The sequence below is a fragment of the Pseudomonas sp. LPB0260 genome (assembly GCF_013388395.1).
The window spans coordinates 2,836,063-2,860,752 of sequence record NZ_CP058247.1; the positions used below are offsets into that span (position 1 = coordinate 2,836,063).

20 protein-coding genes are annotated in these 24,690 nt (G+C 65.0%); 15 read left to right on the forward strand and 5 right to left on the reverse strand.

Annotation, left to right across the window (positions count from 1 at the left end; all coding sequences use genetic code 11):
* Positions 1-4 precede the first annotated feature (4 nt).
* A complete protein-coding gene (locus LPB260_RS12780) occupies positions 5-1,030 on the reverse strand; it encodes an AraC family transcriptional regulator (protein WP_208709191.1) in 1,026 nt (341 codons plus the stop codon).
* A gap of 126 nt (positions 1,031-1,156) precedes the next feature.
* Here LPB260_RS12780 and LPB260_RS12785 point away from each other — a divergent pair, with 126 nt between their 5' ends.
* From LPB260_RS12785 to LPB260_RS12815, 7 genes are all read left to right on the forward strand, one after another.
* Complete coding sequence (locus LPB260_RS12785; RefSeq protein ID WP_208709193.1) at positions 1,157-2,752, forward strand: FAD-binding oxidoreductase; 1,596 nt, start codon at positions 1,157-1,159, stop codon at positions 2,750-2,752.
* A gap of 2 nt (positions 2,753-2,754) precedes the next feature.
* Positions 2,755-4,365 carry a glycerol-3-phosphate dehydrogenase/oxidase gene (locus LPB260_RS12790; protein ID WP_208709195.1) on the forward strand — a complete coding sequence of 537 codons (1,611 nt, stop codon included), beginning with the start codon at positions 2,755-2,757 and terminating at the stop codon, positions 4,363-4,365.
* Between the two features lie 15 nt (positions 4,366-4,380).
* Positions 4,381-5,940 (forward strand): FGGY-family carbohydrate kinase, encoded by a 1,560-nt coding sequence (locus tag LPB260_RS12795; protein ID WP_208709197.1) that lies wholly within the window; start codon positions 4,381-4,383, stop codon positions 5,938-5,940.
* 245 nt (positions 5,941-6,185) lie between these two features.
* Complete coding sequence (locus LPB260_RS12800) at positions 6,186-6,545, forward strand: response regulator (protein ID WP_256625620.1); 360 nt, start codon at positions 6,186-6,188, stop codon at positions 6,543-6,545.
* Positions 6,546-7,163, forward strand: coding sequence for a chemotaxis protein CheC (locus LPB260_RS12805; RefSeq protein WP_208709201.1), 618 nt, complete (start codon positions 6,546-6,548; stop codon positions 7,161-7,163). It abuts the gene before it with no gap.
* A gap of 23 nt (positions 7,164-7,186) precedes the next feature.
* Positions 7,187-8,518 carry an ATP-binding protein gene (locus LPB260_RS12810; RefSeq protein WP_208709203.1) on the forward strand — a complete coding sequence of 444 codons (1,332 nt, stop codon included), beginning with the start codon at positions 7,187-7,189 and terminating at the stop codon, positions 8,516-8,518.
* A 172-nt stretch (positions 8,519-8,690) separates the two neighbouring features.
* Positions 8,691-9,626: a chemotaxis protein CheV gene (locus LPB260_RS12815; protein WP_208709205.1), complete on the forward strand. Its 936-nt coding sequence runs from the start codon at positions 8,691-8,693 to the stop codon at positions 9,624-9,626.
* Here the strand turns inward: LPB260_RS12815 and LPB260_RS12820 are convergent.
* Complete coding sequence (locus tag LPB260_RS12820; protein ID WP_208709207.1) at positions 9,623-10,108, reverse strand: DUF1499 domain-containing protein; 486 nt, start codon at positions 10,106-10,108, stop codon at positions 9,623-9,625. The genes LPB260_RS12815 and LPB260_RS12820 overlap by 4 nt on opposite strands.
* On the opposite strand from LPB260_RS12820, the gene LPB260_RS12825 reads away from it, so the two are divergent.
* Positions 10,107-10,913, forward strand: a complete 807-nt coding sequence (locus LPB260_RS12825; protein ID WP_208709209.1) for an MOSC domain-containing protein — start codon at positions 10,107-10,109, stop codon at positions 10,911-10,913. The genes LPB260_RS12820 and LPB260_RS12825 overlap by 2 nt on opposite strands.
* 33 nt (positions 10,914-10,946) lie before the next feature.
* Here the strand turns inward: LPB260_RS12825 and LPB260_RS12830 are convergent, their stop codons facing one another.
* Complete coding sequence (locus LPB260_RS12830; protein WP_208709211.1) at positions 10,947-12,875, reverse strand: transglycosylase SLT domain-containing protein; 1,929 nt, start codon at positions 12,873-12,875, stop codon at positions 10,947-10,949.
* Positions 12,876-13,189: 314 nt separating this feature from the next.
* Here LPB260_RS12830 and LPB260_RS12835 point away from each other — a divergent pair, with 314 nt between their 5' ends.
* The gene (locus LPB260_RS12835; RefSeq protein WP_208709214.1) at positions 13,190-15,112 is read left to right on the forward strand and encodes an ATP-binding cassette domain-containing protein; all 1,923 of its coding nucleotides are present in this window, start codon (positions 13,190-13,192) and stop codon (positions 15,110-15,112) included.
* Positions 15,113-15,175: 63 nt separating this feature from the next.
* Positions 15,176-15,862, forward strand: a complete 687-nt coding sequence (locus LPB260_RS12840; RefSeq protein WP_208709216.1) for a hypothetical protein — start codon at positions 15,176-15,178, stop codon at positions 15,860-15,862.
* Positions 15,863-15,904: 42 nt separating this feature from the next.
* On the opposite strand, the gene LPB260_RS12845 is transcribed toward LPB260_RS12840, so the two are convergent.
* Complete coding sequence (locus LPB260_RS12845) at positions 15,905-16,345, reverse strand: universal stress protein (protein ID WP_208709218.1); 441 nt, start codon at positions 16,343-16,345, stop codon at positions 15,905-15,907.
* Positions 16,346-16,431: 86 nt separating this feature from the next.
* Between LPB260_RS12845 and LPB260_RS12850 the strand changes: the two genes are divergently transcribed.
* Positions 16,432-16,869: a hypothetical protein gene (locus tag LPB260_RS12850; RefSeq protein ID WP_208709220.1), complete on the forward strand. Its 438-nt coding sequence runs from the start codon at positions 16,432-16,434 to the stop codon at positions 16,867-16,869.
* Positions 16,870-16,962: 93 nt separating this feature from the next.
* On the opposite strand, the gene LPB260_RS12855 is transcribed toward LPB260_RS12850, so the two are convergent.
* A complete protein-coding gene (locus tag LPB260_RS12855) occupies positions 16,963-17,781 on the reverse strand; it encodes a hypothetical protein (RefSeq protein WP_208709222.1) in 819 nt (272 codons plus the stop codon).
* A gap of 484 nt (positions 17,782-18,265) precedes the next feature.
* Here LPB260_RS12855 and fadB point away from each other — a divergent pair, with 484 nt between their 5' ends.
* The 4 genes from fadB (at position 18,266) to topA (ending at position 24,659) form a co-directional block, all read left to right on the forward strand.
* Positions 18,266-20,413 carry a fatty acid oxidation complex subunit alpha FadB gene (gene fadB, locus LPB260_RS12860; RefSeq protein ID WP_208709224.1) on the forward strand — a complete coding sequence of 716 codons (2,148 nt, stop codon included), beginning with the start codon at positions 18,266-18,268 and terminating at the stop codon, positions 20,411-20,413.
* Between the two features lie 30 nt (positions 20,414-20,443).
* Positions 20,444-21,619 carry an acetyl-CoA C-acyltransferase FadA gene (fadA, locus tag LPB260_RS12865; RefSeq protein WP_208709226.1) on the forward strand — a complete coding sequence of 392 codons (1,176 nt, stop codon included), beginning with the start codon at positions 20,444-20,446 and terminating at the stop codon, positions 21,617-21,619.
* 78 nt (positions 21,620-21,697) lie between these two features.
* The gene (locus tag LPB260_RS12870) at positions 21,698-21,934 is read left to right on the forward strand and encodes a DUF1653 domain-containing protein (RefSeq protein ID WP_208709229.1); all 237 of its coding nucleotides are present in this window, start codon (positions 21,698-21,700) and stop codon (positions 21,932-21,934) included.
* Between the two features lie 115 nt (positions 21,935-22,049).
* Positions 22,050-24,659, forward strand: coding sequence for a type I DNA topoisomerase (gene topA, locus LPB260_RS12875; RefSeq protein ID WP_208709231.1), 2,610 nt, complete (start codon positions 22,050-22,052; stop codon positions 24,657-24,659).
* Positions 24,660-24,690 lie beyond the last annotated feature (31 nt).

Below are 24,690 nucleotides of genomic sequence, written 5' to 3' on the forward strand. Positions count from 1 at the left end.
GGGGCTAGGTGCCCGCGCGCCGGCTTTCGCGGAATTCCCCTGGCGTCTGCCCGGTCCAGCTCTTGAAGCTGCGATGGAAGGAGCGTGACTCGGTGAAGCCCAGGTAGCTGGCGATGTCCTGGATCGCCAGGTCGCTGCGCAGCAGGTAGTGCTCGGCCAGCTCCTGGCGCAGCTGGTCGAGTATCTGCTGGTAGCTGGTGCCGGCCAGTTGCAGATGGCGCTGCAGGGTACGGACCGTCATGTGGAACTTCTCCGCCACCCGCTCCTTGCGCGGCAGGCCGTCCTTGAGCAGCAGGCGCAGGGCACTCTTGACCCGCTGCGGCAGCGGTTCGTCATCGTCCAGCCCGGCCATCAGGGTCAGCGCGTGTTCCTCCAGGGTGCGCAGCAGGTTGGCGTCAGCCTGGCGCAGGGGCACATCGAGGTACTGTCGCGGCACCACCAGCGCGTTGCAGGGTTGGGCAAAGCGCACCGGGCAGCCGAACAGCGCCTGGTATTCGGCCAGGGGGGCGGCGGCCGGCAGGGCATGCTCGAACCAGACCTCGTGCGGCGAGTGATCGGCATCGGCGATCCAGCGTGCGTACAACAGCCAGGAGGCCAGCACGTTCTCCACCATGTGCCGGCGGATCTCCGGGCTCTGGTGGCGACACCTCCAGATCAGGCGCACGTGATCCTGCGCCGCCTCGAGGCGACTCACGCCCATGTCACCCACCAGCTTCTCGTAGGGCACGATGCGGCCCATGGCTTCGCCGAGGGTGGCGCAGTTCATGGCGATATAGCCGAGCACGCTCCAGGAACCGGGTTGCACGAAGCGCGCCGAGCGCAGGCCGAACAGTGGGTCGCCCGACAGTTGCAGCAGCTGTGCCAGCAAGCGTTCATGGGTTTCTCCCGGCAGGCGCTTGCCGGTATCGCGCAGCTGCTCGGCGCACAGGCCCACCGCCGCCAGCGCCGGTTCGGTGTCCAGCTCGAGGTGTTCGGCATAGCGCAGGTACTTGAGCAGGGCGGGGACCGAGGTGTAGCCGAGGTTTTCCATGGCGCTTGTGCTTCCGACTGTCTCGATTGGCGATAGGTACTGTCCCGATTCGACAGTGACCCCGGGCGGCGGCTGGCTAGTATAGGCAGCCAACCATACTGATCGGAACATCCACGGGAGAGGCGCATGCGACGTTGGAACGGCTGGGGCGAGGAAACGACCGAGGTGGAGCTGCCGGCCCATGGCCAGGACTTTCTTGGCGAGCTGGTGGGGCCGGGTCAGAGGCTCGCCGATGCCAGCCTCGAGCAGGTGCTGGCCCAGGTGCCGGCCAGCCGCCTGCCGGCGCATCCGCTTATCAGCCTGGACCCCGAGGAGCGCCTGCGCCACGCCCGTGGCCAGAGCCTGCCGGACTGGCTGGCGATGCGTTCCGGCGCGTTCGGCGTGTTCCCCGATGGCGTCGCCTACCCGGAAAGCGCCGAGCAGATCCGCGAGCTGTTGGCCTGGGCCCGCCAGCAGGATGCGCTGCTGATTCCCTATGGCGGCGGCACCTCGGTGGCCGGTCATATCAACCCGCAGGCCAGCACCAGGCCCGTGCTGACCCTGTCGCTGGAGCGCATGAACCGCCTGCTGGAAATAGACGAGGAAAGCCTGATCGCCACCTTCGGCCCCGGCGCCAACGGCCCCCAGGTCGAGAGTCAGTTGCGCGCCCGCGGCTACACCCTCGGTCACTTTCCCCAATCCTGGGAGTTGTCGACCCTCGGCGGCTGGGTGGCCAGCCGGTCCAGCGGCCAGCAGTCGCTGCGCTACGGGCGCATCGAGCAATTGTTCGCCGGCGGTCGCCTCGAGACCTTCGCCGGCACCCTGGAGATTCCCTGTTTTCCCGCCTCGGCCGCCGGCCCCGACCTGCGGGAGATGGTCATGGGCTCGGAGGGGCGTTTTGGCATCATCTCCGAGGTCAAGGTGCGCATCAGTCGCCTGGCCGAGCAGGAGCAGTTCTACGCGGTGTTCATGCCCGACTGGCCGCGGGCCCTGGCCGCCATCCGCACCCTGACCCAGGCGCGCGTGCCGCTGTCGATGTTGCGCCTGTCCAACGCCATCGAGACCCGCACCCAACTGGCCCTGGCCGGCCATCCGCGGCAGATCGCCTGGCTGGAGAAGTACCTGGCCCTGCGCGGTGCCGGCGAGGGCAAGTGCATGCTGACCTTTGGCGTGACCGGCAGTCGCGCGCAGAACGCCGCCTCGTTGAAGCAGGCGAAGAAGCTGTTGAAGGGCTTCGGCGGGGTCTTCACCGGCACCCTGCTGGGCAGGAAGTGGGCGCAGAACCGCTTCCGCTTCCCCTACCTGCGCCACGGCCTGTGGGGCGCAGGCTACGCGGTGGACACCCTGGAAACCGCCACCGACTGGAGCAACGTCGACAACCTGCTGAACAAGGTCGAAGCCAGCCTGCGCGACGGCCTGGCCGAGGAGGGCGAGCGGGTGCACGTATTCACCCACCTGTCCCACGTCTACGGCGAGGGCTCGAGCATCTATACCACCTATGTGTTCCGCCCCGGCGCCAGCTACGAGCAGGCCATCGGCCGCTGGCAGCGACTCAAGCAGGCCGCCAGCCAGACCATCGCCGAGAACCGCGGCACCATCAGCCACCAGCATGGTGTCGGCCGCGACCACGCCCCCTACCTGGCCGCCGAGAAGGGCGAACTGGGCATGGCGGCGCTGCAGGCGCTGTCCGCCCACTTCGACCCGGAGCGCCGCCTGGCGCCTGGCGTGCTGCTCGAGGAATGACCATGCCCGCCTGGAATGCGGACTGGCGCGAGCGCGCGTTGCCCGAGTTGGCGGCTCGTGACTGGGACCTGATCGTGGTCGGCGGCGGCATCTGCGGCGCCGGCATCCTCCATGAGGCGGCGCGGCGCGGCTGGACGTGCCTGCTGCTGGAGCAGCGCGACTTCGCCTGGGGCACTTCCAGCCGCTCGTCGAAGATGGTCCACGGCGGCCTGCGCTACATCGCCAAGGGCCAGCTCGCGTTGACCCGCGATTCGGTGCGCGAGCGTCAGCGCCTGCTGCGCGAGGCGCCCGGGCTGGTCGAACCACTGAGTTTCCTGATGGCCCATTATCGCGGCGAGTTCCCGGGCCCCAAGCTGTTTGGCGGGCTGCTGGCGCTTTACGACGCTATGGCCGGCAAGCGCAACCACCTGTATTACCCGTTGCAGCAATTGCGTTTCCTGGCGCCGGGCCTCAAGGAAGCGGGTCTGCTCGGTGGCACGCGTTTCTTCGATGCGGTGACCGACGATGCCCGCCTGGTCATGCGCGTGCTCGGTGAGGCGCGCGGCGAAGGCGGTGAGGCGCTCAATGGCGTGCGGGTGGTCGAGTTGCTGCGCGAGCAGGGGCGGGTGGTCGGCCTGCGTGCCGAGGACCGGGAAACCGGCCGGCGCTTCGACTTTCATGGCCGCGCCGTGGCGCTGGCCACCGGCGCCTGGGCCGAGCGCCTGCGCAGTCCGCGCGGGCAGGAGCACGTGCGCCCGCTGCGCGGCAGTCACCTGCTGCTGCCCGCCTGGCGTTTGCCGGTGGCCCATGCCTTCAGCTTCATGCACGCCGCGGATCGCCGGCCGGTGTTCGTCTTCCCCTGGGAGGGCGCCACCGTGGTCGGTACCACCGACCTGGACCATCGCCAGTCGCTGGATCAGGAGGCGCGGATCAGTGGCGAGGAACTGGACTACCTGCTGGCCGCCTGCGCCCAGCAGTTTCCCGCGGCGCGGATCACCGGCGCCGATGTGTTGTCCACCTGGGCCGGGGTGCGGCCGGTGGTCGGCGACGGCGAGTCCGGCCGCAGGCCCTCCGAGGAGACGCGCGAACATGTGCTCTGGGTCGAGCCCGGCTGCGTGACCCTGGCCGGCGGCAAGCTCACCACCTTCCGCCTGCTGGCCCTGGAGGTGCTGCGCGCCTGTGCCGACTTCGTCGGCCGGCCCCTGGTGGAAGACGATGGCGCGTTGTTCGGGCCCTGCGTCGCGCCGGCGCTGGCGCAGTTGAGTCCGGCGCTGCAGAGACGCCTGAGTGGCCGCTACGGTCGCGAGCTGCCGGGCTTGCAGGAGGTGCTGGCGGAAGTCGGCTGCGAGTGCCTGCCGGGTACCCAGACCCTCTGGGCCGAGCTGGCCTGGGCGGCGCAAGGCGAGCTGGTACTGCATCTCGACGATCTGCTGCTGCGCCGCACGCGCATCGGGCTGTTGCTGCCGGGCGGCGCCGGCGCGCAGCTGCCGCGTATCCGCCAGCTGTGCCAGGCGCGTCTGGGCTGGGATGACGCCCGCTGGGGGCAGGAGGAATGCGACTACCTGGCACTCTGGCGTGCCTGTTATAGCCTGCCGGAGCCGGTTGCGGCGCCGGCTCCGATCATCAACCCATAACCTGGGGACTGCACCTTGAGCGAGCAAAGCTACCTGCTGGCCATCGATAACGGCACCCAGAGCGTGCGCGCCCTGTTGTTCGACCTGCAGGGCAACCTGGTCGGCAAGGGCAAGGTGGAACTGCAGGCCTACTATTCCAGGGAGCCGGGCTGGGCCGAGCAGGACCCGGAATACTACTGGGCCAGTCTGGGGGAAGCCTGCCAGCGTCTGTGGCAGCAGGTGGACATCGACCGCAGTCGGATCAGGGGCGTGTCGCTGACCACCCAGCGCGGCACCCTGATCAATGTCGACGAGGCCGGGCAGCCGCTGCGCCCGGCCATCCTCTGGCTCGACCAGCGCCGCGCCGAGGTGCGGGGCAGGATCAAGGGGCTCTGGGGCTGGTTGCTCAAGCTGGCTCGGGCCGAGGACGCGGTGGCGCACTTTCGCGCCCAGGCCGAGGTCAACTGGATCGCCCAGCAGCAGCCAGAGATCTGGGCCAGGACCCACAAGGTACTGCTGCTGTCCGGTTTTCTCAGCCACCGGCTCTGCGGTCGTTTCGTCGATTCGCTGGCCTGCTGCGTCGCCTACCTGCCGTTCGACTACAAGCGCCTGCGCTGGGCCGCGCCCGGTGACTGGAAGTGGCAGGCGATGCCGGTGCGCCGCGAGCAGTTGCCGGAGCTCTACGAACCGGGCCAGCAGTTGGGCCACATCAGCGCCGAAGCCAGCCGCCATACCGGGATTCCCGAGGGCTTGCCGCTGATCGCCGCCGGCGCCGACAAGGCCTGCGAGGTCCTCGGTGCCGGCGGGGTCGAGCCGCATATCGCCTGCCTGTCCTATGGCACCACCGCGACCATCAACACCACGCGGCGCGAGTACCTGGAAACCACGCCGCTAATTCCGCCCTATCCCTCGGCGATTCCCGGCCACTTCAACACCGAGGTGATGATCTACCGCGGCTTCTGGATGGTCAGCTGGTTCAAGCGGGAGTTCGGCCTGCATGAACTGCAGCGGGCCGGGGCGGCGGGCGTGGAGCCCGAGGTGCTGTTCGACGAGCTGGTCAACTCGGTGCCGCCCGGCTCCATGGGGCTGATGCTGCAGCCCTACTGGTCGCCGGGCATACGCGAGCCGGGGCTGGAGGCCAAGGGCTCGATCATCGGCTTCGGCGATGTGCACACCCGGGCGCACCTCTATCGCGCCATCCTCGAGGGGCTGGCCTACGCCCTGCGCCAGGGCAAGGAGCGGATCGAAAGACGCTCGGGCAGCAAGATCACCCGCCTGCGTGTGTCCGGGGGCGGCTCGCAGAGCGATGCGGCGATGCAGCTGACGGCCGATATCTTCGGGTTGCCGGCCGAGCGGCCGCACACCTACGAGACCTCCGGGCTGGGCGCGGCCATCGATTGCGCGGTGGGGCTCGGCCTGTATCCCGACTTTCCCACGGCGATCCAGGCGATGACCCGGGTGGGGCGGGTTTTCCAGCCCGACCCGTCGGCTCGTCGTCTCTATGAGCGCCTTTATCGGGAGGTTTATCTGCAGATGTACAAGCAGCTCAGGCCGTTGTACCTTCGCATTCGTGCCATCACCGGTTACCCGGCCTAGTCGCGCAGGCTTCTCGCGCCGGCGCCGCGGGCCAGCAGAGTCCTGCCGGCTGTCGCCCATTTTTCCTGCAATACACGGAAGTGTGCCGCCGGGCAAACCCAGGTTTGACCGGCGCGAACCGGCGTGGCGAACCGGCGCTGCTCGGCTAAGGTAGTAGGGGGCGCGATGCGCTAGCCAGCGTTGCGGCAAAGCAATACGCTAAGAGCACCCGCAACAATAATAAGATGATCGAAAGGAAGGCCCGCTTGAAAGTACTGATTGTCGACGACTCGGCCATGTCGAGAAAACTGGTGATGAAGGCATTGCCTGACGAGTTGAAGGCGGAGGTGACCCAGGCCGCCAACGGCCAGGAGGCGCTGGACGCCTACCATGCCGGGCACGCCGAGGTGATCTTCCTCGACCTGACGATGCCGGTCATGGATGGTTTTAGTACCCTCGAACTGCTCAAGCGCGAGGACGCCAACGCGGTGGTCATCGTCATCAGCGCGGATATCCAGCCGCAGGCCCAGCAGCGTGTGCGCGAGCTCGGCGCGGCGGCCTTCGTCAAGAAACCGATCACGCCTGAAGCCATGCAGGTGGCGCTGCGCCAGATAGGGTTAATCTAGATGAGCAGTCGATTGACAGGTCTGAGCGAAGATCAGCGCGATGCCTTGCAGGAGCTGATGAACGTGGCGATGGGGCAGGGCGCCGACCGCCTGGCGCGCCTGACCGAGACCTTCGTCACCTTGTCCGTACCGCGGATCCATCCGGTCGGCGTGGCCAATTCGGCACTGCTGGAGCAGCTGATGCTCGCCAGTCAGCCGGTGATCATTACCCGTCAATCCTTTCTCGGCCGCCTGCGCGGCGAAGTGATTGTGTGTTTCGGCGAGAATGGCGCCGACCAGCTCGCCGGTCTGATGGGCTATGAAGGGGCCGAGAAGGGCGGCATTCAGGACGAACTGGTGCTGGACGTCACCAATATCCTCACTGGCGCCTGTATCAACGGACTGGCGCAACAGGTGGAGATGAAGGTCAGCTATGGCTCGCCTTCGCTGTTTTCCCGCGGGCGCTCGCTGCAGGAGGTCCTGGGCAGCCAGGAGTTTCAGGATCACCAGGCGCTGGTGCTGGAGATTCACTTCGAGGTCGCAACTCACAGCTTCTATTGCGATTTGCTGGTATGCATCACCGAGGACACGGTAGACACCGTCATCGAGCTGATCGACCGACTGCTCAGTGACATCTGACGCTATCCGGGGAAGGATTTGAGATGACGGTCGTGACCGAGGGCTTGGTGCACGCGGATCTGCGCGCAGTGCTGCAGAATATCAACCTCGGCGTGCTATTGCTCGACGCTGATTGCCGGGTGGTGTTCTGGAACGATTTCATGGTGCTGAACAGCGGCCAGGATAGCGCCGATGTGGTCGGCCAGTTGCTGTTCGACGTCTGTCCCGAATTGCCGCGGCTGTGGTTGCAGAAGAAGGTCGACGCCGTATTCGCCTTGCAGAACCTGGCATTCACCTCCTGGCAGCAGCGCCCCTACCTGTTCAACTTCTCCGGCAGCCGGCCGATCACCGGCCAGGCCGAGGCGATGTACCAGAACTGCACCTTTTCCCCGGTGCTGGATGCCGAGGGCAACGTCAAGTTCGTCTGCCTGACGATTGCCGACGCCACCGAAATCGCCACCCAGCACCTGCAACTGGAGCGCCTGAATCAGTTGCTGCAGGCGGAGAAGGACGAGCAGGCCCGGCTGATTCGCAAGCTCGAGGATACCCAGGCGCAATTGCTGCAGTCGGAGAAGATGGCCGCCATCGGCCAGCTGGCAGCCGGCGTCGCCCATGAGATCAACAACCCGGTCGGCTACGTGTATTCCAACTTCAGCAGCCTGCAGGGCTATGTCGGTGACCTGTTCGCCCTGATCGAGGCTTATCAGCAGGCGGCCCAGCAACAGGATGCCGCTTTCCGCGCGGTGCTGGAGGAGATCAATCGCAAGCTCGACTACGAATTCGTGCGCGAGGACATGGCGGACCTGGTGAAGGAATCGCGCCAAGGCCTGGAACGGGTCAAGCAGATCGTGCAGGACCTGCGCGATTTCTCCCATATCGACTCGGGCGACTGGCAGCCCGCCGACCTGCACAAGGGGCTCGACAGTACGCTCAACGTGATCTGGAACGAGATCAAGTTCAAGGCCGAAGTGATCAAGTCCTATGGCGAGTTGCCGATGATCGAGTGCCTCGGCTCCCAGCTCAACCAGGTGTTCATGAACCTGATCGTCAATGCTGGCCACGCCATCGAGAAGCAGGGCACCATCTGGCTGGAGACGGGATGCCAGGACGACTGGGTGTTCGTGCGGGTGCGCGACAATGGCGTAGGCATCGCCCCGCAGCACCTCAGTCGGCTGTTCGAGCCGTTCTTTACCACCAAGCCGGTGGGTCAGGGCACCGGCCTTGGCCTGTCCGTTTCCTACAGCATCGTGGACAAGCACAACGGTCGGTTGGAGGTCGAGAGCGAGCTGGGCCAGGGCACCACGTTCACCGTCTGGCTGCCGGTGCGCCAGCCCCTGCAGCAGGGCGGCGGCGACGCCCCGGTGTCCGACCACTGACGCGCAGGCGACCCCTGGCGCCGTGCTGCGAGCAAGTCTGGCCCCAAGTGGCGAGCCTGGCCGCGCTCAGGAGGACCGGGCATGGCGCTGTGCACCTGAGGCGGCTTCAGTTGCGCCTAGTCCGGCCGATACCCCAGCAATAGACTCGCTCGACAAATCTTAGGAGTACGCAATGGCCGGCATTCTCGACACGGTCGATCAACGCACCCAGCTGGTGGGTGAGAATCGCCTGGAAATCCTGATGTTCCGCCTGTCGGGTCGGCAGATGTTTGCGATCAACGTGTTCAAGGTGCAGGAAGTCCTGCAGATGCCCAGGCTGACGCTGATGCCGCATCGCCACCGCTGCGTCTGCGGTGTGATCAATCTGCGTGGCCAGACCTTGCCAGTGATCGACCTGTCGCAAGCCATCGGCATGCGCCCGCTGCTCCCGGATGAGCGCAGCACCATCATCGTCACCGAATACAATCGCTCGGTGCAGGCGTTTCTGGTGGGCGGAGTCGACCGCATCATCAACCTGAACTGGGAAGCCATCCTGCCGCCCCCCGGCGGCGCCGGGCGCCAGCACTACCTGACGGCGATCACCAAGGTCGAGGATCAGCTGGTCGAGATCATCGACGTCGAGAAGGTACTGGCCGAGATCGTCCCCTACAACGCGAAGATCTCCGGCGAGCGCCTGAGCGATCCACTGCTGGCGCGAGCCCGCGGCCGCGAGGTGCTGCTGGTGGATGACTCCAGCGTGGCGGTGGCTCAGCTGCGCGATACCCTGTCGCAGCTGGGGATGAAGATGCACGTGGCAACCGATGGCCTGAAGGGGCTGCGCCTGCTTCAGCAGTGGGCGGATGCCGGGCAGGTGCTGAGCGACAAGCTGCTGATGGTGTTCACCGATGCGGAGATGCCGGAGATGGACGGCTATCGCTTGACCACGGAGATCAGAAAGGACCCGCGCCTGAAGGATCTGTATGTGGTGTTGCACACCTCGCTGTCCGGCAGCTTCAACGAGGCCATGGTGAAGAAGGTCGGCTGCGACAACTTTCTCTCCAAGTTCCAGCCGGACAAGCTGGTCGAGGTGATTCGCGAGCGCCTGCTGCGTGACCAGCCGAACGCCTAGGGCTGGCGCTCGAGGCGTTGGCGCAGCCGTTCGACGCGTTGCCGGTTGACGCCGAAATCCGCATAGCCGAGGCGAGACGCCGAGCGCACATCGACTGCCTGCTCGCCGACCAGGAACTCCACGTCGTCGACGAAGCGCAGCAACCGGCTGCTGAACTCGGCGCGCAGGTAGCCGTCGCGCTGTTCCACCAGGCGTGCTCGCGGCTCCCGCTCGAGCAGCGTGACCAGGCGTTCCTGGGTCTGACGCGGGTTACCCTGCAGGGGCAGCGGTTCGACTCGCCACTGTGCGTCGAGCGCCTGGCTGCTGACGCAGTTGGGCGAGTCGGGGCAGGGCGCCAGGCGGCCATCGCGCACGCCGAGGTTCGCCGGTGTGCCGGCGCTGCAGGCGGCGAGCAGGATCAGCGCTGCCAGGCCGGCCGCGGGCTTGTAGGCACGCCGGCATGCTCGTATAAGGGCGTTTTGCCGAAGGGAAGGCTGGCTCATGTTACGTCTCGCTGGGTTGTACCGTTATCCGCTCAAGTCGGCGATTGCCGAGCCCCTGCTTGAGGCTCGAGTGGATGCCCTGGGGATTCTGGGGGATCGTCGCTGGATGGTAGTCGATGCCGCCAGCGGACGCTTCCTGACCCAGCGCCTGCTGCCGCAGATGACCCAGCTGCAGGCCCGCTGGCAGGGCCAGGCGCAACTGCTGCTCAGCGCGCCGGGGATGGCCGACCTGCTGGTTGCGCTGCCCGCTGAGCAGGCCGAGCTGCGGGACGTGACCATCTGGCGCGACAGTCTGCAGGTGCCGGATGCCGGCGAGGCCGCCGCGCGCTGGCTGAGCCAGTTGCTGGGGCGCGCCTGCCGCCTGGTGCAGATACCCGAAGCGCGTGCGCGGCAGGTCGATGCCGCCTATGCCGAGGTCGGCGACAAGGTGGCGTTCACCGATGGTTTCCCGCTGTTGCTGATCGGCCAGGGCTCGCTGGATGACCTGTCCGCGCGGGTGGGTCGTGCGCTGGAGATGCTGCGCTTTAGGCCCAATCTGGTGGTCGAGGGCGCGGCGCCCTATGCCGAAGACGACTGGAAACGCATTCGCATAGGCAACCTGGAATTTCGCGTGGCCAAGGGCTGCTCGCGCTGCATCATGACCACCCTCGACCCGCACAGCGGCGAGCGCAGCGCCGATCGCGAGCCGCTGGCCACCTTGCAGCGCTATCGCGAGCGCGATGGCGAGGTGTATTTCGGCCAGAACCTGATTGCCGGCGGCACCGGCGCGCTGACGCTGGGCATGCCGGTCGAGATCCTCGAGTAGGCCGGGGTGCGCGCGAAGCCCCAGAGCCGCCGCTTATTGGTCGTCGAAGTAGCGCTCGTGCCAGCCGATCAGCGGCTGCGGAGCGTTGAGTTTCTCGCCGTAGATCACCGAGTACGACAGCACGTTCTGCACGTACTGGCGGGTTTCGTCGAAGGGGATGTTCTCGATCCACACGTCGTAGGCCAGGTGGTCGGCGCCGCGCAGCCATTGCCGAACGCGGCCCGGGCCGGCGTTGTAGGCGGCGGAGGCGAGCACCCTATTGCCTTTGAACTGGCCGTAGATCTGGCTCAGGTAGGCGGCGCCGAGCTGGATATTGACCTCCGGGCGGTAGGCCAGTTGCGGCGAAGACAGCGGAATGCCGAAGCGCTTGGCGGTCTCCTTGGCCGTGGCCGGCATCAGTTGCATCAGCCCCATGGCGCCAACCGGTGATCGGGCGTCGGCCATGAAGGCGCTCTCCTGGCGGGTGATGGCGAACACCCAGCTGGAGTGCAGGCCGCGCTTCTTCGCCTCGCCGGTCAGCTCGGCGCGGTGGGCCATGGGGAAGCGCACTTCGAGGTCGTCCCAGTACTGCGCCTGGCTGATGGTGCGGATGGCCGGGAAGTACCAGCCCCGGTCATAGGCCAGGCGCGCCTGGGCGACCAGCTCTTCACGACTGAACAGGCGGCTGACGTGGTACCACTCGCGGCGGCCGTCGACGATCTGGCCGCGGGCGTGGAACTCCAGGGCGCGACGGATGCCGGCGGCGTTGCGCACCCGCTCCAGCGTCTTGCTGTCGAGGGCCAGGGGCTTGTTGTTCAGGTGGTAGGGCGCCTTGACCTGATCGGCGGCCATGAAGCCGTAGAAGTCGCGCTCCTTGGCCAGTCCCTGGTAGAGGGCCAGGGGCTCCTGGCTGTTGGGTTGGGCCAGCTGCAGGCTGCGCGCCTGCCAGTAGCGCCAGCGGCTGGTCTGTGCCAGATCGGCGGGCATTTGCCGGGTCAGCTGATGCGCGTCGTTCCAGCGGCCCAGGCGCAACAGCAGGCGGGCGCGCCACTCGCTGACGGTATTGTCGCGCAGTTGCGGGTCGTACTTGGCCATCACCTCGAGGGCCCGAGCGTCGAAGCGCTTGGCCAGGGTCAGGCCGATCTCGCGGGCGATCGCCACCTTTTCCTCGCTGGAGAAGCGCATGCGCTGGGCATAGCCGTCGAGCAGGCTCAGCGCCTTCTCCGGGTCCTGGCGCGCCAGGCGGCGCAGGCCCAGGCCGACCACGTCGGCCATGGCCCAGTCGGCCGGGGCGAAACGGCCAGACTGGCTGAGCAGCTGTGGCTTCTGCGCCACCTCGACCAGCAGCTCACCGTGCTTGGCCAGTTTTGGCAGGGACTTGGTCAGGTACTTGGCCAGGCCATAGTTGCGCGCTTCGGCAGCGAGCTTGGCCCGCTGCCAGCGCTTCTTCTCGGTGAGCTGGCCGGCGGCCTCCCAGCGGGCGAACAGGCGGTCACAGGCCTCGGGCTGGGACTTGCCGACCAGCCAGAGCTTTTCCGCGGTGGCATAGCCGGCCTCGGTCAGGCCGTGGCCGAGCTGGTACTGGCCATAGAGGCAGTCCAGTTCGGTGAAGTTAAGTGCCGGGTCGTAGTGCTTGATGAAAGTCTGCCATTCGCCGCGTTCGGCCAGCCAGCGTAGCCAGCGCAGCTTCATCCAGCTGGCCTGGGGCAGGTCGCCGTGCTCGACGAGAAACTTTTCGATCTCCTGGTTGCTGGCCGACTTCAGCCGGGCGGTCAGCTCGTCGTAGGCCAGGTAGGGCTCCAGCGGGTAGTCGCGCAAGACGCTGGCATAGCGTCGATAGGGCTCGCTGTTGCCCTTGGCCAGGGCACGCTTGGCTTCGTCGTAGTACTGACGCTGCTGCTCCAGGCTGGCGGCCTGGGCCGAGGCGAGTGTGACGACGGAGAGGCTGAAACAGGACAGCAAGAAAAGCAGGCGACCGCGCATGACACTTCCGGGATGGCTATGTGAGTGGGCGCCGGATATGTCGACGCTGAACGCCGTTAGCTTAGCCTTTTGCTCGGGGGCGAAGAAAGGGCGGCTGCCGACTGGCGGGCGAATCGAAATTGCCCGCAACCCTCGGAGGTATCTCGGTTAGAATGCGCGCCCAGTTTTTGTCGGAGCCCAGCGCTTCGGCAAGTCAGTTTTGTGCTGATAATGGGCGCAAAAGTCTGGAATTGACGCATAAGTCGACCTGCGGTCGTGGCGCTTCCGGATACATAGCCGCCCGTGCAGCACCAGTCGTATCGTCGAGGCGTGCCATGACCCTGCTCAAGTTCACCGATGTTTCCCTGGCCTATGGCGCCATGCCGCTGCTGGACAAGGTGTCCTGGCAGATCGGCCGTGGTGAGCGAGTGTGCATCATTGGCCGTAACGGTACCGGCAAGTCCAGCCTGCTGCGCCTGGTCAAGGGCGATCAGCATGCCGATGACGGCGAGATCTGGCGCGCGCCGGGGCTGAAGATCGGCGAGTTGCCGCAGGAATTGCCGCGCGCCGATGAGCGCACCGTGTTCGATGTGGTCGCCGAAGGCCTCGACGGCGTCGGCGCCTTGCTCGCCGAGTACCACCACCTGAGCCAGAACATCCACAGCGATGCCGACCTGGACAAGCTGATGCACGTCCAGCAGGACCTCGAGGCGCGCGATGGCTGGCGCCTGCAGCAGCTAGTGGATAGCACCCTGAGTCGCCTGCAGCTGCCGGCCGACAAGACCCTGGCCGAGCTGTCCGGTGGCTGGCGCCGCCGCGTACTGCTGGCCCAGGCGTTGGTCTCCGAGCCGGACCTGCTGCTGTTGGATGAGCCGACCAACCACCTGGACATTGGCGCCATCGCCTGGCTGGAGGAGGCGCTTCTCGGTTTCAACGGTGCGGTACTGTTCATCACCCACGACCGTGCCTTCCTGCAGAACCTGGCCACGCGCATTCTCGAACTGGATCGCGGCGGCCTGATCGACTGGAACGGCGACTACGCCAGCTTCCTGGTGCACAAGGAACAGCAGTTGGCCGCCGAGGAGACGGCCAACGCGCTGTTCGACAAGCGCCTGGCCCAGGAAGAGGTGTGGATTCGCCAGGGCATCAAGGCCCGGCGTACCCGCAACGAGGGCCGGGTGCGGGCGCTCAAGGCCATGCGCGCCGAGCGTAGCGAGCGGCGTGAGCGCCAGGGCAAGGCGAATATCCAGCTGGATGTCGCGGAAAAGTCCGGCAAGCAGGTGATGGTGGTCGAGCACGTCAGCTTCGCCCATCCGGGCGGGCCCAAGCTGATCGATGATTTCTCCATGGTCCTGCAGCGCTCCGACCGTATCGGTCTGCTGGGCGCCAACGGCACCGGCAAGACCACGCTGCTCAAGCTGCTGCTGGGTGACCTGCAGCCTACCACGGGCAAGATCGAGGTCGGTACCCGCCTGGAAGTGGCCTATTTCGATCAGCTGCGCCACCAGCTGGAGCCGGAAAAGACGGTGATCGACAACGTCGCCGAGGGCCGCGACTTCATCACCATCGACGGCCAGAATCGCCACGTGTTGAGCTACCTGGGCGATTTCCTGTTCAGCCCGCAGCGTGCGCGGACGCCGGTCAAGGCGCTTTCCGGCGGCGAGCGGGCGCGTCTGCTGCTGGCCAAGCTGTTCAGCAAGCCGGCCAACCTGCTGGTGTTGGACGAACCGACCAACGACCTCGATGTGGAAACCCTGGAACTGCTGGAAGAGGTACTGCTGACTTTCCCGGGCACCGTGCTGATGGTCAGTCACGATCGGGCCTTCCTCGACAACGTGGTGACCAGCACCCTGGTGTTCGAAGGCGAAGGGCGCGTGCGCGAGTACGTCGGCGGCTATCAGGACTGGCTGCGCCAGGGCGGCTCGGCGCGCCTGCTCGGGGTGGGCGAGAGCAAGGCCGGCAAGGCCGAGCTGGCTTCGGCGGTGGTCGCGCCTGCGCCTGTGCCTGCCGCGGCCGAGCCCGACGCGCCGGTGGCCGCAAAGAAGAAGCTCAGTTACAAGCTGCAGCGTGAGCTGGAGGCCATTCCCGGGCAGATCGATGCCTTGGAAACGCAGATCGCCACGCTGCAGGAGCGTGTGGGCGATCCGGCCTTCTATCAGAAGCCGGCCGAGGAAACCGCCGCCGCCCTGGCCCAGCTGCAGGCACTGCAGGATGAACTGGATCAGGTTTTGGAGCGATGGGCTGACTTGGAAGGCTAAAACCGTCGACAATGCGACCAAAATCCCTCAAACAGAACCTTTAGAAGTCTGGCGGAGCAAGGCATGGCCATCGAGTACCGGATCACCCTCGACGACAATCATGAGTTCAGTTATCGCATCGAGCTGGAGCGTGCCTATGACCCCGAGCAGGCCGAGGCCGCGCCGGGCTGGACGCGCCTGGGGCATCAGCAGTGCAGCAACTGTCCGCTGAGTCGCGACACCTTCAGCCATTGCCCGGCGGCGGTGGACCTGTACCGGGTGATCGAGGATTTCCAGGGCCTGCCGGCCTTCAAGAAGGCCTTGGTCTGGGTGCGCACGCCGGAGCGTGAGTACACCAAGCATGCGGGCCTGGAAGAAGGCCTGCGCGCGCTGCTCGGGGTGATCATGGCGACCAGCGCCTGTCCGGTGTTGGGCAAGCTGCGGCCGATGGCGCAGAACCACCTGCCTTTCGCCAGCAACCAGGAGTTCATCCTGCGCGCCTTCTCGCTGTACCTGGCGCGCCAGTACTTCAACTTCCGCGAGGGGCGTCATGCCGACTGGGAGCTCAAGGGGCTGGTGCGCATGTTCCAGCAATTGCAGCTGGTCAATCAGGCGTTCTGGCAGCGGATTCACGACACCTGCAAGGGCGACTCGAACCTGAAGGCCTTCCTGACCTTCTTCTCGATGTCCTCGAGCATGACCTATTCGCTGGAAACCCAGTTGCAGAAAATTCGTCCGCAGGTGATGAGCGCCGGCGACAGTTTCGAGTAGGGGGCGAATGACGCGGCCGGCGTCATTCGCCCGCGGCTTCGTCTATTCGGCCTTCTTCAGGCGCACGGCGAGCACGTCGCAGGGGGCGCCATGCAGTACGTCGTTGGCGGTGGAGCCCAGCAAGAGCGCCAGGCCATGACGACCATGGCTGCCGACCATGATCAGGTCGCAGCCTTGCTCTTCGGCCAGGCGATGGATCTCCTGGCGCGGCTGGCCGTAGGCCAGGTGGCGCTGGTCGGTGCCGAGCTTCGGGTATTTGCCGGCGAAGCTGTCCAGCCGTTCGCGTGCCTGGTCGAATTGCTGCTGTTGCAGCATGGACAGGTCCATCGGCACATCACCGCCAAAGGCCATGGCCATGGGTTCGACGACATGCACCACGGACAATTTGGCGTGGCTGCTGGCGGCCAGCGCTTGCGCACGCTGCATGACCGGGTCGCATTCCTCGGTCAGATCGACGGCGACCAGGATGTGCTGATAGGGCATGGGTGACTCCTTAAAGGTCAGGCGATGAAAGTAAGTATGACCGCATTGGAAACTGATGACAGGCTTTTGCCTGCGAGATAGACCTTATGTCCCTGTGGATAGCGTTGTTGCTCCTCGCCTGTGTGCTGAGTCCGCTGACCTGGCTGATTCCATCGCGGCTTCAGCGTGGGCAGATGGATCTGCGCCTGCAGGCGCGCAGGATGGGGCTGGCGATGCAGTTGTCGCGCCAGCAATGGCCGCACTGGCTGGCGACGGAGCCGCCGGGCGCCTGTGCCCAGTACCACTTGGGCCGCCGACGTGGGCAGCGTGACAGCTGGTGTTACTGGCAGGCCGAGCCGGGAAAGTGGCTGAACCAGTGGCGCGAGCCGTGCACTGAAGAGGCCCTGGCCGAGCAGCTCGCCAGGTTGCCGGCAGATGTCTTCAAGGCCGAGGCCACGCCGCAGATGGTCGCCCTGTGTTGGGGCGAGCGGGGGCAGGGCGATGCGCTGCAGAAAGTCTTCGACTTCCTGCAGGCGCGCGCCTGACGAATAAAGAAAAGCCCGGCGCAAGCACCGGGCTGGGCAAGTGGCCAGGCAGGCCGGAAAGATCGAATGCGGCACTCCGGGGGGCTGCCCGGGCTAGGACTGGCTGGCCGCGTATTCGGCCGAGACGCGCTCCAGTCCCTCGATGATGCTGTCTGAGTATTTATTGACCAGGAAGGGCACGCTGTTCTCGTTGTAGTTCATCAGCGAGCGCTCGATATAGCGCCATTTGGTGCTGATCCCGCTCAAGGTCTGCTTGATCTGCGTGCTGTTCTGCGCGGTCTGCTCCATCGCTGCCAGCTGCTCGGCGAACTGCGTGACCATCTCCTCAATTGGGCGCACTTCGCCACCGCCCATGAAGGTTGCTCCCACCGAGGCGCTGCGCAGGGCGTAGTCCACCGCAATCTCCTGCATCAATAGGCTCTGCTCGCGACTCTGCTGGGTCAGGGCGGCGACCTGCTGGCCGCTCTCCTGCTGAATCTTGTTGTACAGCTCCAGGCACAGCGCCATCAGCTGCCGATTTTCCGCAGCCAGGTCGGCCACCGGCTGCAGGTCGGTATAGCCCTGTTTCTTCAGCGTGCCGACCAGTCGTTCGAGGTCGCCCTGGTAGTCGCTCCATTGCTGGGTGAGCTGCGCGCGCAGGGCCTTGGAACCTTCGCCAGGCATATCGCTCAGCGCCTCGAGACGCGCATTGGCCTCGTTCAGCGACTGGCCGATCATGCGCGCGTAACGCTGATCGCCTTCCATGCCGTTGTACATGTAGAAATCGCCCAGGGTTTTCTGCGCGGCCAGTCTCAGCTGATGCAGGTCCAGCAGGCTGCGGGCGGCGTCGGTGGCGTGGCCAGGTGGGCTGAACAGGGCAAGGCTGGTGGCGAGCAGGGCGCTCAGGGAAATGGCAAGCAGGCGGCTCGACATGGGGGGCTCCGTGTGTCCCCCTCGGCGGGGGTACCTATTATTTTTGTTGTGGTTACGCCTGTTCTGGACGCGGCGTATTGAGACGACTGTACCCGGAGCAAAATATTTTTGCTAGGCGTGCGCTGGTTCACGCTTGCGGGGCTGAGGCGGGCAAAAGGACGCGAATCGATACCGATGATCGCCGTTCTGTCGCTTAGCTCGCGGCCTGCAGCGCCTCTTTGCGAGCGAGTCCCTGTGCGCGGAAAAGCCCAGTGTGCGCCGCCGATTGACAAGCCAAAGTTTTTCCACGATGGTGTGCACACCCAAATCAAACGGGCGTATGAATTGAGCGTTTGCCTGAACGGGCGACGCCTTTACAGTCCGAATATCGCGTCGGTGGGTGTGCCAGGTTCCTTGGGGTTATGCTCGGCAGTTGTGCCGTGGGATAGCTCGCTGGTTGGCTCCGATGTGTACAGTTCAGCTTCCATACCGTGGAGATCAGTTGATGATTTACGAAGGTAAAGCCATCACGGTTAAGGCTCTTGAGAGTGGCATCGTCGAACTGAAATTCGACCTCAAGGGTGAATCCGTCAACAAGTTCAACCGTCTAACCCTGAACGAACTGCGTCAGTCGGTTGATGCGATCAAGGCCGATGGGTCGATCAAGGGCGTGATTGTCACCAGTGGCAAAGACGTATTCATCGTCGGCGCCGATATCACCGAGTTCGTCGACAACTTCAAGTTGCCTGACGAAGAGCTGGTGGCTGGCAACCTCGAAGCCAACAAGATCTTCAGCGACTTCGAAGACCTCGGCGTACCGACCGTCGCGGTGATCAATGGTATCGCCCTGGGCGGTGGCTTCGAGATGTGCCTGGCGGCTGATTACCGGGTAATGGCTGAGCGTGCCAAGGTGGGTCTGCCGGAAGTCAAGCTGGGCATCTACCCGGGCTTCGGCGGTACCGTCCGTCTGCCGCGCCTGATCGGTACCGACAACGCGGTTGAGTGGATCGCCGCCGGCAAGGAAAACGCCGCCGCCGATGCCCTGAAAGTGGGCGCCGTCGATGTCGTGGTCAGCGCCGACAAGCTTCAGGCCGCTGCCCTGGACCTGGTCAAGCGTGCCATTGCCGGCGAGCTGGACTACAAGGCCAAGCGTCAGCCTAAGCTGGAAAAGCTCAAGCTCAACGCCATCGAGCAGATGATGTGCTTCGAGACCGCCAAGGGTTTCGTCGCCGGCCAGGCCGGTCCGAACTACCCGGCGCCGGTCGAGGCCATCAAGACCATCCAGAAGGCCGCCAACTTCACGCGCGACAAGGCGCTGGAAGTCGAGGCTGCCGGCTTCGTCAAGCTGGCCAAGACTTCGGTCGCCGCGAGCCTGATCGGTCTGTTCCTGAATGACCAGGAGCTGAAGAAGAAGGCCAAGCAGCATGACGAGATCGCCCAGGACGTGAAACTGGCCGCGGTACTCGGCGCCGGTATCATGGGCGGCGGTATCGCCTACCAGTCGGCTGTCAAAGGCACGCCGATCCTGATGAAGGATATCCGCGAAGAGGGTATCCAGATGGGCCTGAACGAGGCCTCCAAGCTGCTCGGCAAGCGCGTCGAGAAGGGGCGCCTGACTCCGGCGAAGATGGCCGAGGCACTCAACGCCATCCGTCCGACCATGTCCTATGGTGATTTCGGCAACGTCGATATCGTCGTCGAAGCCGTGGTCGAGAACCCGAAGGTCAAGCAGGCCGTGCTGGCCGAAGTGGAAGCTGCAGTCGGTGAGGGTGCGATCCTCGCGTCCAACACCTCGACCATCTCCATCAGCCTGCTGGCCAAGGCGCTCAAGCGTCCGGAAAACTTCGTCGGCATGCACTTCTTCAACCCGGTGCACATGATGCCGCTGGTCGAAGTCATCCGTGGCGAGAAGTCCAGCGAAGTGGCCGTGGCCACCACCGTGGCCTACGCCAAGAAGATGGGCAAGACGCCGGTCGTGGTCAACGACTGCCCGGGCTTCCTGGTCAACCGTGTGCTGTTCCCGTATTTCGGTGGCTTCTCCAAGCTGCTCGAACTGGGTGTGGACTTCGTGCGCATCGACAAGGTCATGGAGAAGTTCGGCTGGCCCATGGGCCCGGCCTACCTGTCCGACGTGGTCGGCATCGACACCGGCCACCACGGCCGCGACGTCATGGCCGAGGGCTTCCCGGATCGCATGGCGGTCGAGGGACGCACCGCGGTCGACGTGATGTACGAAGCCAACCGCCTGGGCCAGAAGAACGGCAAGGGCTTCTATGCCTACGAAACCGACAAGCGCGGCAAGCCGAAGAAGGTCGTCGACCCGCAGGCATACGAGCTGCTCAAGTCGATCGTCCGCGAGCAGCGTGAAGTGACCGATGAGGACATCATCAACTTCATGATGATCCCGCTGTGCATGGAAACCGTTCGCTGCCTGGAAGACGGCATCGTCGATACCGCCGCCGAGGCCGATATGGGCCTGATCTACGGCATCGGCTTCCCGCCCTTCCGCGGTGGTGCGCTGCGCTACATCGACAGCGTCGGTGTTGCCGAGTTCGTAGCCCTGGCCGACAAGTACGCCGATCTGGGCGCGCTGTACCACCCGACCGCCAAGCTTCGCGAAATGGCTGCCAACGGCCAGAAGTTCTTCGGTTAATCGCGGACAGACTAGAGCGAGAGTGAATTTATGAGCCTGAATCCGAGAGATGCAGTCATTGTCGACTTCGGCCGCACCCCGATGGGGCGTTCCAAGGGCGGCATGCACCGCAACACCCGCGCCGAGACCATGTCGGCCAACCTGATCAGCGGCCTGCTGGCACGCAACACCAAGGTCGATCCGGCCGAAGTGGAAGACGTGATCTGGGGCTGCGTCAACCAGACCCTGGAGCAGGGCTGGAACATCGCGCGCATGGCGTCGCTGATGACCCAGATCCCGCACACCAGTGCCGGGCAGACCGTCAGCCGCCTGTGCGGCTCGTCCATGAGCGCCCTGCACACCGCCGTGCAGGCGATCCAGACCGGCAACGGCGACGTCTTCGTCGTCGGCGGTGTGGAGCACATGGGCCACGTCGGCATGATGCACGGCGTCGACCCGAACCCGCACCTGTCCCTGTACGCCGCCAAGGCGTCGGGCATGATGGGCCTGACCGCGGAAATGCTCGGCAAGATGCACGGCATCGGCCGCGAGCAGCAGGACGCCTTCGGTGAGCGTTCGCACCGCCTGGCGCACAAGGCCACCGTCGAAGGCAAGTTCAAGGATGAAATCATCCCGATGCAGGGCTACGACGAGAACGGCTTCCTCAAGGTGTTCGACTACGACGAAACCATTCGTCCGGAGACCACCCTGGAAAGCCTGGCGAGCCTCAAGCCGGCATTCAATCCGAAAGGCGGCACCGTGACCGCGGGGACGTCCTCGCAGATCACCGACGGCGCCTCCTGCATGATCGTGATGTCGGCGCAGCGTGCCCAGGACCTGGGTATCCAGCCGATGGCCGTGGTTCGTGCCATGGCCGTGGCCGGTGTCGATCCGGCGATCATGGGTTACGGCCCGGTGCCGTCCACCCAGAAGGCGCTCAAGCGCGCCGGCCTGAGCATGGCCGACATCGATTTCGTCGAGCTCAACGAAGCCTTCGCCGCCCAGGCCCTGCCGGTGCTGAAGGACCTCAAGCTGCTCGACAAGATGGAAGAGAAGGTCAACCTGCACGGTGGCGCCATCGCCCTGGGTCACCCGTTCGGTTGTTCCGGTGCGCGTATCTCCGGTACCCTGCTCAACGTCATGAAGCAGAACGGTGGTACCTTGGGCGTGTCCACCATGTGTGTGGGCCTCGGCCAGGGCATCACCACCGTCTTCGAACGCATCTAAGCGTTGGTGGACAGAAAACCGGGGCCTAGTGCCCCGGTTTTTGTTTGTCGACGATAAGTTTTTTCAAGGAATTCTGCGATGCAGTTACAAGCGGGAATCTATCGTCATTACAAGGGGCCCGAGTACCGGGTATTCGGGGTCGCCCGACACTCGGAGACCGAGCAGCAGATGGTGGTCTACCAGGCGCTGTACGGCGATTACGGGTTGTGGGTGCGGCCGCTGGAGATGTTCCGCGAGGACGTGGTGGTCGAGGGTGAAACGGTTCCGCGTTTTGCCCTGATACGGGCCGAAACGCCGTCAATCGGCGTGGTCTGAGCCAATCTCGCGGCACGCCTGCGCTTGACCTCACCTTTAGCGCCACTATATATAGCGGTGCCGCGTCGGGCGCCTGGCGTCCTTCATTATTAAGCATTCAGGAATTTTCTGATCCATGGGTAAATCGCTGGTCATCGTGGAATCTCCGGCCAAGGCCAAGACCATCAACAAGTACTTGGGCAGCCAGTACGTGGTGAAGTCGAGCATCGGCCACATCCGTGACCTGCCTACCAGTGGCTCGGCGAGTGCCGCCAAAGAGCCGGCCAAACGTGGCAAGGCAGCGGCCGGCGAGGCGCCGGCGCTGTCGCCCAAAGAGAAGGCCAAGCGCCAGCTGTTTGCGCGCATGGGGGTCGACCCCGAACAGGGCTGGAAAGCCAAGTACGAAATTCTGCCGGGCAAGGAGAAGGTCGTCGAAGAACTGCGCCGCCTGGCCAAGGAAGCCGACACTATCTACCTCGCGACCGACTTGGATCGTGAGGGGGAAGCGATCGCCTGGCACCTGCGCGAGTCCATCGGCGGCGATGACAGCCGCTACAAGCGCGTGGTGTTCAACGAGATCACCAAGAAGGCGATCCAGGAAGCGTTTTCCCAGCCGGGCGAGCTCGACATCAATCGAGTCAACGCCCAGCAGGCACGGCGCTTTCTCGATCGCGTGGTCGGCTACATGGTTTCGCCGCTGTTGTGGGCGAAGATCGCTCGCGGCCTGTCCGCCGGTCGTGTGCAGTCGGTGGCGGTTAAGCTGGTGGTCGAGCGGGAGAAGGAGATCCGTGCCTTTGTCCCGGAAGAGTACTGGGAAGTGCACGCCGACCTCGGCACCGGCAAGGGTGCCACCGTGCGCTTCGAGGTGGCCCGCGAGAACGGCGCCGCCTTCAAGCCGTTGAACGAAGCGCAGGCCATGGCCGCCCTGGCGACGCTGAAAGCCTCCAGCTATAGCATCGCCAAGCGCGAAGACAAGCCCACCAGCAGCAAGCCATCGGCGCCGTTCATCACCTCCACCCTGCAGCAGGCCGCGAGCAACCGCCTGGGCTTCGGGGTGAAGAAGACCATGATGATGGCCCAGCGTCTCTATGAGGCCGGCTATATCACCTATATGCGTACCGACTCGACCAACCTCTCGGCGGATGCCGTGAGCATGGTGCGCGACTTCATCGAGAACGAGTACGGGCAGAAGTACCTGCCGGCCAAGGCCAACGTCTACAGCAGCAAGGAAGGCGCCCAGGAGGCGCACGAGGCGATTCGCCCCTCCGACGTCAACCTCAAACCGACCCAGTTGTCCGGTATGGAGCGCGACGCCGAGCGTCTCTACGAGCTGATCTGGCGTCAGTTCGTCGCCTGCCAGATGCCGCCGGCCGAGTACCTGTCGACCACGGTCACGGTGACCGCGGCCCAGTTCGAGCTGCGTGCCAAGGGCCGTATCCTCAAGTTCGACGGCTATACCCGCGCATTGCCGCAGCAGAGCAAACCGGGCGACGACGACGTGCTGCCGGAGATGAGCGAGGGCGAAGTGCTCAATCTACTCAAGCTCGACCCCAGCCAGCATTTCACCAAGCCGCCTGCGCGCTTCTCCGAGGCCAGCCTGGTCAAGGAGATGGAGAAGCGCGGTATCGGCCGGCCTTCGACCTACGCGGCGATCATCTCGACCATTCAGGATCGCGGCTACGTCGCCCTGCATAATCGCCGTTTCTATTCCGAGAAGATGGGCGAGATCGTCACCGAACGCCTGTCCGAGAGCTTCGCCAACCTGATGGACTACGGCTTTACCGCCGGCATGGAGGAGCACCTGGACGATGTCGCCCAGGGCGAGCGCGAGTGGAAGCACCTGCTCGACGAATTCTATGGCGATTTCAAGGGCAAGCTCGAGGTGGCCGAGGCCGGCGAGAACGGCATGCGTGCCAATCTGCCGACGCCGACCGACATCGCCTGCCGCGAATGCGGCCGGCCGATGATGATTCGTACCGCCTCCACCGGGGTATTCCTCGGCTGTTCCGGCTACAGCCTGCCGCCGAAGGAACGCTGCAAATCGACCATCAACCTGATCCCGGGGGACGAGATCGCCGCGGACGACGAGGGTGAGTCGGAGTCCCTGGTATTGCTGGGCAAGCACCGCTGTCAGAAATGCGGTACCGCCATGGATGCCTACCTGCTGGACGAGACGCGCAAGCTGCATGTGTGCGGCAACAACCCGGACTGCTCGGGCTATGAGGTCGAGCAGGGCCAATACCGCATCAAGGGTTACGAGGGGCCGAGCCTGGAGTGCGACAAGTGCGGCAGCCAGATGCAACTCAAGACCGGCCGTTTCGGCAAGTTCTTCGGCTGTACCAACAGCGAGTGCAAGAACACCCGCAAGCTGCTCAAGAGCGGTGAGCCGGCGCCGCCGAAGATGGACGCGGTGAAGATGCCGGAGCTCAAGTGCGAAAAGGTCAACGACACCTACGTGTTGCGTGACGGCGCATCCGGCCTGTTCCTCGCCGCCAGCCAGTTCCCGAAGAACCGCGAGACCCGTGCTCCGTTGGTGCTGGAGCTGCTGCCACACAAGGACGAGATCGATCCCAAGTATCACTTCCTCCTCGAAGCCCCCGCCAAGGATCCCGAGGGCCGCCCGGCGGTGATTCGCTACAGCCGCAAGACCAAGGAGCAGTACGTGCAGTCCGAGGTCGAGGGCAAGCCCAGCGGCTGGCGGGCGTTCTATGATGGCGGCAAGTGGAAGGTCGAAGACAAGCGCTGACCCCGCAGATCGCGCGCCCGTCCTGAGCGGG